The sequence below is a fragment of the Corallococcus exercitus genome (assembly GCF_003611585.1).
GTDB lineage: Bacteria > Myxococcota > Myxococcia > Myxococcales > Myxococcaceae > Corallococcus > Corallococcus exercitus.
In genome coordinates this window covers 24,770-36,028 of the sequence record NZ_RAVW01000035.1, presented here as the reverse complement: position 1 = coordinate 36,028, position 11,259 = coordinate 24,770, and the positions used below count along the sequence as shown (strand labels likewise).

Annotated in this window: 7 protein-coding genes; 1 reads left to right on the top strand and 6 read right to left on the bottom strand. The window is 70.1% G+C overall.

The window, feature by feature from the left end; translation table 11 throughout:
* Window positions 1-573 (bottom strand): DUF1361 domain-containing protein (locus D7W79_RS07265; RefSeq protein WP_120524604.1); only part of this gene is annotated, 573 nt, incomplete at its 3' end.
* Window positions 574-741: 168 nt separating this feature from the next.
* On the opposite strand from D7W79_RS07265, the gene D7W79_RS07260 reads away from it, so the two are divergent.
* Entirely contained in the window at window positions 742-2,145 is a 1,404-nt protein-coding gene (locus tag D7W79_RS07260; protein ID WP_147441828.1) for a hypothetical protein, read from the top strand.
* Between the two features lie 71 nt (window positions 2,146-2,216).
* On the opposite strand, the gene D7W79_RS07255 is transcribed toward D7W79_RS07260, so the two are convergent.
* The 5 genes from D7W79_RS07255 to D7W79_RS07235 form a co-directional block, all read right to left on the bottom strand.
* Window positions 2,217-5,807: a VWD domain-containing protein gene (locus D7W79_RS07255; protein ID WP_120524602.1), complete on the bottom strand. Its 3,591-nt coding sequence runs from the start codon at window positions 5,805-5,807 to the stop codon at window positions 2,217-2,219.
* A 210-nt stretch (window positions 5,808-6,017) separates the two neighbouring features.
* Window positions 6,018-6,941 carry a hypothetical protein gene (locus tag D7W79_RS07250; RefSeq protein WP_120524601.1) on the bottom strand — a complete coding sequence of 308 codons (924 nt, stop codon included), beginning with the start codon at window positions 6,939-6,941 and terminating at the stop codon, window positions 6,018-6,020.
* 1 nt (window position 6,942) lies between these two features.
* On the bottom strand, window positions 6,943-9,681 hold the full coding sequence (locus tag D7W79_RS07245; RefSeq protein ID WP_244221636.1) for a TonB-dependent receptor: 2,739 nt from the start codon (window positions 9,679-9,681) through the stop codon (window positions 6,943-6,945).
* Window positions 9,682-9,852: 171 nt separating this feature from the next.
* Window positions 9,853-10,224 (bottom strand): hypothetical protein, encoded by a 372-nt coding sequence (locus tag D7W79_RS07240; RefSeq protein ID WP_147441827.1) that lies wholly within the window; start codon window positions 10,222-10,224, stop codon window positions 9,853-9,855.
* 151 nt (window positions 10,225-10,375) lie between these two features.
* Entirely contained in the window at window positions 10,376-11,146 is a 771-nt protein-coding gene (locus D7W79_RS07235) for a hypothetical protein (RefSeq protein ID WP_120524598.1), read from the bottom strand.
* Between the last annotated feature and the right edge of the window lie 113 nt (window positions 11,147-11,259).

The following is an 11,259-nucleotide window of genomic DNA, read 5'->3' as shown; positions in this document are numbered from 1 at the left end:
GCGCACGTGGGCGGCCATGGCGAAGAGCAGGCGCTCCGGCCGCGTGAGCACGTCCCAGCTGTTCCAGCGCTCCACCCGGCCCAGGTAGATGCCATAGCCGCACAGCAGGGACGTGACGGTGACGAAGGCCCACGCCGCCGTGCGTCCCCAGCGCTCCTCCAGCCATCGCTTCCAGACCTCCAGCGACAGCAGGCCCAACATCCACCCGGTGGCGGCGAACAGGGACAGCAGGGCCGCGTCGAACCAGAGCGGCACCACGGGCCGCTGGCGCAGGTGGATGAAGTCGGTGAGCAGGTAGGGCGCGTTGGGAAAGAGCGCGAGCCAGCCGAGCGCCAGCGGGGCCAGGGTCCAGGGACGCGCGAGCCCCCACAGCATGAGCGCCCGCGCGACCAGGGCCAGCATGTAGGGCGCCCACGCCAGGAACAGGTTCCACGAGAGGAAGGCGAAGCTGGCGCGCTCGCTCCAGTCGAGCCGGAGGGCCAGGAGGTCCACCGCCAGGAGGCTGCTGACGACCGCGGGCAGCAGGCCATGGCGGCTCAGGACGGACAGGAAGTCGGGCGTGGGTCGGGACATGGTGGCGTGTGGCGAGGCAGCCGCACTTCGTGGCGGAATGACCACGGAGAGGCCCCCCGCACCGGACCCAGAGCAATGCGCGGGCCAGCCCTCCGCCTGCCCCCGGCTTCAAGGTGAGGCGATTTCGGGAGAAACTGGGCCCACCCGTTTTCCTTGCCAAGGTGGGTCATGGTCCACGCTCCTGTCGTGCTCGCGACGCTCATGCTCGCGGCTGCTCCCGTTCCGGACGAAGCCGCGTTGTGGAAGGCCATCTTCTCGCTGGAGCAGCCCCTCCCGGCCATCCGGGCCCGCTCGGAGTCCGAGCTGCTCAAGGGCGGCGCCACGGCCTACGGCGTCCTGGTGAAGGTCGCGCGGGTCGGGGGCATGGAGCAGGCCCTGGCGGCCGCCGGGCCGGCCTCGTCCTGCAGCATCACCGCCGCGGGGCGCTTCACGGCGCAGCGGCCGGATCGCTCAGTGCTGCCCACGAAGGCGGTGGACCTGGCGGCGCGGATGCTGATGGAGGACGCGGCGCTGCGTCAGCGGGCGCAGCGGTCCGACGATCCGTTCGAGCGGGGCCTGGCGTTGGCGGCCGCGTCGCGGGTCCCCGCCACGCAGGTGGAGGCCCTGACGGCGATGCGGCTGGAGCCGGATCCGAAGCTGCGGCTGTGGGCGACCGCGTTCGCCGAGTGCTTCACGCGTCAGGCGAAGCAACGGGCCGATGGCTCCCTGGAGGGCCTGAGCGCCGTGGCGAACGAGCTGGCGGAGCTGGCCGACGAGGTGCGGGCGCCCCTGCGGTGCGTCGAGCCCGCGGAGCTCGAGCCGGTGCTCGTGGACGAGCTGGCCAAGGGGCTGGCCGCGTCCGCCGGGTACTCCTCCTCCAACGACGAAATGGTGATCACCGTGCGGCGCGAGAACGGCGAGCGGGTGGAGCTGAGCCCCGCGTGCGCGCTGGCGGCCTATGAAGCGGCGGCGGCGAAGGGGGGCTACGACGAAGGACTGGTGATGCCGCTCGCCACGACGATGCACGGCGGCTTGAAGCTGAAGAAGGCCGCGGGACAGCGTCTCGCGCGCGACCTCGACCACCTGCCGGAAGTCCGGCGCAACTACCTGGCCGCGCAGCTGGTGCTCGAAGGGCACGACGTGCCGAGGAAGGTGACCTTCGACCCGACGCGGCTCTCGTTCATGAGCGTCGAGCTGGAGGCCGCGGTGCGGCAGGGCGACCCGCAGGCCAAGGCCGCCATCAACAGGCTCCTCCTCTGCAGCAACGACATCGACCAGCGGGAGGTGGCCCTGCTGGGCTACGTCGGAACGAAGGCGGCGGCGGACAAGGCGTATGCGATCGCGCGGCAGTGTCCCTCGGGGAAGGCCGCGGCCGTCGCGGCGCTGGTGCGGATGAAGGACCCCCGCGTCGTGAAGCTCCTGCCCGAGGCCATGGAGGACTGGGGCTTCAATCAGGATGCGCTGAAGCGGGCCCTCCTGGAGGCCTACACCCCGCAGATGGGAGAGCAGCTGCGGGCCCTGGAGGCCAAGGGGAATACCCAGGCGCGCAACGCCGTGCAGTACTTGAAGGCCATGAACGTGATGAAGCCGTAGCGGTTCCGCGCCCAGGCCCCGGACGCCCTCAGGCGGTCCGGGGCCTTCGTGTTTTCAGCGGCGGCGTCGGGTTACTTCACCGTCACGCGCCAGGTGCGGCTCTCCGTGCTGCCACCCCGGCTGTCCTCGGCGAGGACCTTCCAGAAGTAGTCCCCGCCGGCCTCCAGCGTCAGCGTTCGGGACTGCTCGCGGCTCCCCTGGGTGCAGGCGGCGTAGGTGAAGCGGGTGTTCACGCCCCAGACGCAGTGCCGGTAGACGACGGCGTCCCCGTCCTTGTCGTAGGCGTCCTTCCACTGGAAGGTCACGGTCCTGGAAGCGGTCGCGTTCTCCTGCGGCGCCACCAGCTCCAGCACCTCCGGCGGGAGGTTGGCGCCCACCTGCTCCGTCGTGAGGAACGTCTTGGCGAAGCCCGGCTCGCCGGTCGCGGCCACGTCCTGCACGCAGTCGCGCAGGCGCTCCTCGGAGACGCCCTTGCACAGCGCCTCCGCCTCCTCGAGCGGAAGGGGCTTCAGCGGCTCCACCACCGGAATGCCGGGCGGCGCCTTCGTGATGCGGCATGCGTCCGCCTTGAACTCCGGCCAGGTCCGCAGCGTGTACGACGCCGTGGAGAACCCGGAGGCATAGTCGAAGAGGGACGTGTCCTTCGTCACGCGCCAGGACTCGCCCAGCTTCTCGTACAGGGCGACGTGCCGGTCCTCGAGGTTCGCAGGCCGCTCGCCCAGCTGCGAGCCATCCGGCAGCATGGGCAGCCAGTTGCCGGGGGCGATGGGCCCCAGCAGGCCCTCCGTGGCGCGCGCCTGCTGCACGTCGGTGTTCATGTACCAGAGGCCGTAGTGCGCCCACCAATCCACGGTGACGGTGATGCGCGTGCCGCCCGCGGACTCCATCCGGATGCCGCCGTTCGCCGTGGTGCGCGTGATGCGTCCCCCGGAGGGCAGCAGCAGCTCCTTGTCCAGCTGCACCGGCTTGCCGTCCACGCGCAGCTCCAGCAGCTCCGGGCGCTCCACGTTCATCTGGTAGCTGATGCGATGCGGGCCGAGGCGCGCCGCCACCGCCGTCGTGATGCTCGCGCAGGCCGTCAGGCCGGTGTGCGCGTCGGGGCCCACGGGCTGCTCGGTCTGCACGGGCGTGTGGCGCGCCTGCAGCTCCAGCCCCGGGTCGCGCAGGAGCACGTACTCACCGGCGCCCTGGAAGTCGTAGCGCACGCCGTCCAGCGTCGTCAGGTGCGGGTCGCCCCACGTGGAGGGATTGCCGCCCTGGATCCACCGCTTGAGGGTCTCGATGTCCGTCTTGCTCAGCGGCGGTCCGCCACACGGCATCATCCCGAACGGGCAGTCCTCCAACGGGCGGGTGATGCGGTCGTACAGCGGGCCCGCCAGGCTGGTGGCGTAGGTCGTCGCGATGCCGTGCGGCGCCGTGAGCGGGTTCACGCCGGGGCCGCTCTGGTCCTCGGCCAGGTTCAGGAAGGTGCCGTAGTTCTTGTAGGGCGGGTAGTCGAGCCCGCCGTGGCACTCGACGCAGCTCTTGTTGAAGATGCGCTGCACGTCCGTGTACGTCGGGACGGCCGCCGCGGGCGGCAGCGAGGCCAGCGTGGCGTTCACGGCCGGAATCAGGCTGGCGCAGGCGTACGGCGCCGCGAGCCCGGGGATGGGGTCCGCCGTCAGGTTGGCCTCCAGCTCCGTCTGGAGGGCGCTCTTGTACGTGCTGAACACGTCCGCGAAGCCATAGGCGCGCGAGCGGCCGCGCACGCCCAGGGACCACTTGTCCACCGACACGCCCAGCGGCTCCAGGAAGTACCGGTACAGGGTCACCAGGTTCGTGTTGGGGTTGTACTGCTCGCGGTCCACGAGGATGCCGCCCATCACCGTCGCGTCGGGGCCCGGATTGTCGATGGGGCGGCGGAACACCTCGCGCCGCAGGCGGGGCAGCGACACGTCCGTGGCCGCGCTGGTCGCGGCGCCGTACTGCGGGATGAGGCCGTTCACCGTCGTCCCGGACGACACGTACACGTCGCCCGCCCGGCTCATGTTGAGCTTCTCGATGTCGGCCTTGCGGCGCGGGATGCTCTGGGTGCGCGCCAGGGTGTCGTTGCGCAGGCCGTTGATGTCCAGGCCGCTGCGCGACGTGAAGAACGACTGATCGATCGCCAGGCCCGCGGGGTTGCTCTGCACCGTGTTCAGCGCCGTGTTGATGGTGAGACAGCCCTTGGTGATGGCCAGCGCCACCGGACGCGGGTCGACGTACACGCTGCCGGTCGCCCAGCGGTGGCTGGCGAGCTCGTCCGCGATCCTCCGCTGGTTGAGGGTGCCATCCAGGCCGCCCAAGAGGTCGAACAGCTGGACGCCGCGCCCCTCGTCTCCGGTGATGGGCGAGTCGTGGAACAGCGTGACGGAATTGCCGCCCTGGGTGACGGACGTGAGCGCGCCCGTGCCCGCCAGGCCGTTGAAGGCATACGCCGTCGTGATGGACGACGGACCCGAGGGCACGGGCTCCACCGTCACCGGGGGCGACGTGTCGAAGGAGAAGCGGGGCGTGCCGTCATTGGGGCCGCCCCGGAAGCGCGTGATGAGGTGGGGGCTGCCCGCGGGCAGCCGTCCCGGCGGTTGCAGCCGGAGCTGTTCGACGAGCTGACGGACCGCGGGCTGCGTCCGCCACGTCCAGGGGTTGAAGAGCTTGCGGAACGCGGCGATGTCCACCGAGCCCTGGTAGAGCCGGTCCCGGTTGAAGGGGAGCATCCCGCCCCAGCTGTCATACGGGTCCCAGTTGGGCTTGTTCTTCGTCTTGAGCACGCCCGCGGGAATGCCATCCGTGCCGGGGATGCCCGTGCGGTTGAGCACGTTGCGCGTCGAATGGCAGCTGGAACACTTCACGTCATCCTTCTCGATGTGGCGCGTGCGCGGCGGGATGGAGCCCATCGCGGGAATGGCCGTGAGGATGATTTCGTGGAAGCGGAAGTTCTTCGTCGCCTCGTCCCACTGCATGTACTCGATGACGTCCGGATGCGAGCCCGGATAGGACGCATGCGGCGCGGGCCCGATGGAGAAGACGGACCGGGCGTTCTTGCTGGCGAGCAGCAGGCGCGGATGCTCCGCGGTGCCGGTCTGGAGGCTCTCCGAGCGCGCCATCAGGATGGGGCTGGCCCTGTACTCGTCCGGGAGGGCGCTGACGAAGCGGGCCACGGTGTTCGTCCCCGCGTTGGCGGGATTGCTCAGATAGGTTTCGAGCTCCTCGGGCGTGATGGCGCTCGCGTTGGCGACAGGGATGGGATTGACGGTGCCCGCCGCCAGCCGGAAGACAGGCTTCACGGACCGCGCCACGTTCATGGTCAGGATGCAGGTGGACGCCGTGCCCGTGCAGTCCGGGGTGGACGTCAGGTCCGCGTCCAGGTCGATGTTCCAACCCGCGAAGGTGGACCCCGCGGACGCCGTGGCGGTGAGGGTCACGGTGGTGGTGGCCCCGTAGGTCTCGTCGCAGTCGCCGCCCGCGCTGTTGCAGGTGATGCCCGTCGCGGTGACGGACCCGAAGCCAAGCCCCATGGGCATGACCTTGAGGGCCGCGGCTTCGGCGCTCACCGCGCCCAGCGAGGCCGCGAGGAACAGGGCGCCCAGGGCGGGCCGGACGTGGGGAAGGGGAGGGAAAGCGATGAGTCGGCGGCGTCTCATGCGTGGAGCTCCGTGGGTGCGCCCACGCCCCGGGACGGGCGTCAGGCGTTGGAGAACCCCGTGAGCGCTGCAAGGAAATGGCCGCGGCCAACCGTGCGGAAACACGCACCCGCTGGCAGGCGGCCTGTGGCCTGGGACGCTACAACGCCCACGGTTGTGGCTTGCCGGGTCACCCCGTGGGCGTTCAATTCGAATCCGGTGCCAGGGGACTCAGGGGTTCCAGCGGGCCCTGCGCACCAGCCAGGAGCTGCCGCCGCGCCCGTCGCGCACCACGGCCCAGAACGTCACCTCCTGGGCCGCCGCGCCCTCGGCCGGCTCCCACTCCACGCGGTGCCGTCCCTCCTGGCCACCGAAGTCCGCGCCGCCCGTCTCCGACAGGCTGAACTCGCCCAGCGTGCTGTACCAGGCGATCTCCCACGCTTCCTTCAGGTGGACGGCCTGCAGCCGCAGTCCCGGCACCACGTAGCTCTCCTCCAGCGCCGACACGTCGTCCGCCGTCACCACGAAGGGACCGGGGCCGCTCAGCTCCAGCGGCTCGCCCTCCGGCCAGGCCACGTCGTCCACCCGCAGGCCCGGGAGCACCGGCTGCACGTTGGCCGTCATGCCCTCCACCACCGGGCACCAGAAGACCATCAGCTTCTGCGCGTACACCTCCTCGTTGCCCGCCACGGCCCGGAGGACCAGCGGCATGCGGATGCCGCCCAGCCCCTTGTAGGCGTCCTCCTCCAGCACGCGCTCCAGCAGGAGCTTGTCGTCCGCCACCCGGGCCGCGCCGGGGCGGATGGAGAGCGTCAGCTCGCCCGCGACCGTCGTTCCCTCCGCGAGCAGCGCGCGGTCCTTTTCGTTCTTGCACGTGCGGTCGTCCTGATCCGCGCAGGCCCACAGCGTGTACTGGATGGGGCGCCCCTCGCCGGCGGGGTCCACCAGCAGCGCGCGGTACGTCAGCTCCTCCGCGAGCTCGTCAAAGGCCTCCGGCGTCTGGTCGCAGGTGGAGGCGATCAGCTCGGGCTTCTCCGTGGAGACGCCGAGCACGCGCAGGTCGTGCACGTTGGAGGGCTTGTCCTCGGGTTCGACGCACGCGAAGGAAGCCAGCGCCAGGAGCAGCAGGCCTCCGGTGTGGAGCAGGGCTTTCATGTCAGAAGCTTCCTTTCACGCCCACCACGGGAAGGATGGGGATGCCGGGCACTTCGTACTCCCGGCGCTGACGGTAGTCGTTGAAGGTGAACTCGACGTTCTCCGCGTTGTAGAGGTTCTGCACGTCCAGGTAGACCCCCAGGGTCCAGCTCTGGAACTGCCAGCTCTTGTCCAGCCGCATGTCGAGCTGGTGGAAGCCGGACGTGCGCGACGAGGCATAGGGGCCGTACGTGCCGTTGAAGCGGTTGCGGTCCACCTGGTACAGGTCGAACGTGTGGTTGATGGGCGTCGTCGGGCGGCCGGTGGTGTAGCGGAAGCGCCCGCCCAGCTCCCAGCCGTTGCCCAGCACGTAGTTGCTCACCAGCGTGAGGATGTGCGTCTGGTCGAAGGGGCTGAGGCCATACGTCTCGTCGCCGTTGCCGCCGAAGCCTCCGCCGAAGTCGCTCCCATTCTGCTCGGGGGCGGGGCCCGTGCGTCCGTCCAGCGACTGGCTGAAGGTGTACGACAGCCAGCCGGACCACCGGTCCGACGCGGACGCGCGCTGCTTCTTCACCATCACCTCCAGGCCCAGGGCGCGGCCGATGCCCTGGTTGGAGTACGGCACCTGGATCACGCCCCCCTTCGGGAGCGACCGGAGCTCTCCGGGCGCCGCGATGTTGTTGTAGCGGCGGTTGAAGAAGCCCGTCACGTCGACGTTGAACACGTCCGTCAGCCGGTGCTCCACGCCCAGGCTGCTCTGGAACGCCCGCTGGTAGGCGAGCTCCGGGTTGCCGTACGGCAGGGTGATGAAGCGGAACGTCTCCGCCGGCTGGCTGTAGAGGCCGAGCGAGCCCTTGAGCTGGGTGCGCTCGGTGGCCTCGAAGCGCACCCACAGCCGGGGATCCAACGCCACGTTCCGGGCGTCGCCCGCGCGCTGGAAGTTGCCGCGCACGCCGGGGGTGAAGGTGAACTTCCCCACCTTCAGGTCCGCCTCCACGAAGAGCGCCCCGTCGAAGGAGCCCAGGCCAATCTTCTCCACCAGCAGCTCGCCCACGGACTCGGCACCGGGGAAGGCCACGTACTCGAAGTTCTCCGGGGCGGGGAACTCCACGTCGAAGGACTGGTGCTCGTACACGAGGTCCAGGCCGGTGCGCACGGTGAGCTCGGAGGACAGCTCCAGGCCCAGCACCTCGCGCGCGCCCACCGTGTAGCCCACGCCGTTCTGCTTCGCGGCGCCGAACTTGAAGCTGGTGCCGTCGTAGCCTACGTACGGCGTGAAGACGGACGTGAGCGCGCCCTTGCGGTACGTCCAGTCACCCTTGATGCGGTGGAAGAGGGTGTGCGTGTCCACCGACAGGTCGCGCTCCGTCTCCGGGCCGGACGACACCAGGCGCAGCTGGTCGTCACTGCCGAAGGCCATCACGTAGCCGGTGCTGCGCGCGCCGCCCGCCTGGGCCTCGGCTTCGGAGCGGGCATCCCGCTTCGCGCCGAAGTCCACACGCACCTGGTAGTCCCAGTAGCGCGGCACCACGGACAGCGTGCTGCCCTCGTCCTTGGGGAGGACGAGCGGCAGCAGCGTGTCGATGTACGAGCGCCGCGCGGCGGCGGCCACGCTGATGCCGTCCGTCACGGGCGCTTCCAGGAAGAAGCCCGCGTCCAGCAGGTCCACCTTCACCGAGCCGTGGAACGTGTCGGCGGCGCCCTTGCGCGTGCCGACCTCCACGATGCCGCCCACCGCGCGGCCGTACTGGCTGCCGTAGCCGCCCGGGAAGAAGTCGAGCTGGTCGATGAACTCGGCGTTCACCACCGAGGGCCCGCCCAGGAGGTGGAAGAGGAGGGGGATGCTGACCCCGTCCATCATCGTCGCCGTCTGGCCGGGGTTGGAGCCGCGCACCAGCAGCTGGCCGGAGATGAAGGGCGCACGCGCCACGCCCGGCAGGGTCTGGATGACGCGGATGGGGTCTCCGAAGGTGCCCGGCGTCTTCTGCGCCTCCTGGCGCGTGATGGTCCGGCGCACGACCTCCTTCTTCGGCCGCTCGGAGCGCACCACGGTCTCCAGCGCGCCGGCGGTGGGGGCGAGGAAGAAGTTCACCTCCGTCGTCTCGTTCGCCTGGAGCTGCTCCTTCGTCTGGTAGAGCTGGAAGCCGGACGCCACCACGCGCACCGCGCACTCGCCGGGCGGCACCTCCAGCGTGAAGCGGCCGTCCGCGTCCGAGAGGGCCTCGGGCGCCTCCGGGTCGTCACCGCAGCGCACGGTGGCGCCGGCCACCCGCGAGCGGCTGCCGCGTGAAATCAGCTGGCCGGTGAGCGTGGCCTTCGGCGCCGCCTGGACCTGCTCCGGTCCGGGGGCCTCTTGCGGCGGAGCGGCGAGGGTGAAGTGGTAGACGTACTCCACCTGCACGGGCGCGGGCACGCCGTCCACCTCCGCGGGGGAGAAGCGGAACTGGCGCACCGCTGCGATGGCCGCCTCGTCGAAGCCATGGCCCGCCGGCTCCGTGGGCAGCACGTCCGACACGCTGCCGTCCGCGGCGATGGTGATGATGAGGCGCACGGAAGCGGTGAGCCCTGCCGCGAGCGCCTCGGGCGGGTAGGTGGCCTCCACCTGCTGCAGCAGCGCCGGAGGCTTCGTCATCACGGGCTGGGCCTGCGCGGCCGCCTCCGGGGTCGGCGCATCGGCCTGCGGTGCCTGCGCGAGCGCCGGGGACGCGAGCAGGAGCGAGGCCGCGGTGAGCGCGCTTCGGGCTTTCGATTTCGGGGACATGGGGCGGGCGAGCATACGGGATGCGGCGTCAGGTTCAATCCGCCGGATTGCGCCCCATCAATGCCTTGCATCGCGACCGTCCCGTGACAGTGGACTGGCGACGCTCGCGAGTCGCCAGTCCACCGTGCTCTTCATCCGAGGTGGGACCTCGTCCGCCTCAGTCCCGGTCGCTCACAGGCTGCAGATGACCGTGTTGTTGCCGCTCAGGTACGGGATGGTCTTGCTGCAGTTGTAGGAGCCGTACGTGCTGGTGACATGGTACGGCGACGGGCAGGTCGTGCCGCACGAGGTGAAGGACGAGCCCGCGTTGGTATCGCACTGGACCGCGTTGTTGGTGTTGGTGCAGAAGCTGCCACACGAGCTGCTGCACAGGTAGGTGGTCGGGTGCTGGCCGCTCGGGCAGTTCAGACCACAGTACTGCGTCAGTTCCTGCTGCGCCGACGCCATCTGGGGCTCGGTGCCGTCCTCCGCCTGCTCGGGGCCTCCGCACGCGGTCAGACCCAGGGCCAGCGCACCCACCAGGAACAATCCCAATCGAGACATGCGTTCACCTTTCGTTGTGTTGTGCTGCGTTTTGCTGCGTTGTTGCAGGAGTGGGTCGGCCGCATCACGCCCGGCGAGGCCGTGGGCAATGACGGACAGACCTCAATGCAATGTGAGACGGGTCTTCGGGGCGGGCGGTCCTGGCCGGGTGCTACCAGATGCAGGAGAGCTCGCCGGAGACGTTGAACACCGGCACGGGGGCCAGCGCCCCATCCGGCACGACGCTGTGCGCGGGGCTGGACGTGACGGACCTGCTCATGGAGGGATGGCTGCGGTTGACGTACCCCAGGTTGTACACGGTGCTGCTCGAACGCTCCCGGAGGTTCGCTCCGCACCACGGCTCGTGCGTGGTGCTGGCCAGCGTCCCCAGCGGAATCACCCTCACGCTGGACAGCCCTCCGAAGTAGTTGAGGTCCGCCGTGGTGGTGACGGGGTACTTGGCGCCAGCCACCCAGAGATAGATCTGGCTCGTCGAGCGCTCCTGGACCAGGACGTTGTAGGAGTAGTTGATGAAGGGCGAACGCCAGTCGCTGTTCGGGATGTCATTGACCATCCGCCAGTCATCCCAGTAGTCCAGCTCCGTGGGCGACGGAATCCACCAGTACGCCTGCCCCACCACGACGTAGATCTCAGCAGTGCCCTTCTGGCGGATCAGCGTGCCGTCCATGGGGATCTGCGTGACCGCGTCGATGGTGGCCTGGGGCTGCGCCACCAGGGTGGCGCCGGAGTACAGGGAGTGCTGCGCGGGAGGGATGTAGAACCTGGCGCCCCCCGCCACCAGGTAACGGTTCGAGGTCTCGATGCCGAGCAGGACGTACCCGTCCGGCACGGACGTGTATCCCGCGAATGCCTGGGCGCCGAAGAGGCCCAGGCACACGGCGAACCAGCGAGGAAGGACTGCGAGGAGCAAGGCAGCGCGCACGGGTTCTTCTCCGTTCAAGTGGGTGTTCGGAGAAGTACCGGGGTTGGCGGGCACGGGACATCGCCGTGCCGCCAGTGGCGCCAGGCCTGTGGCGAAGCGGCCTCTCGCGTCCG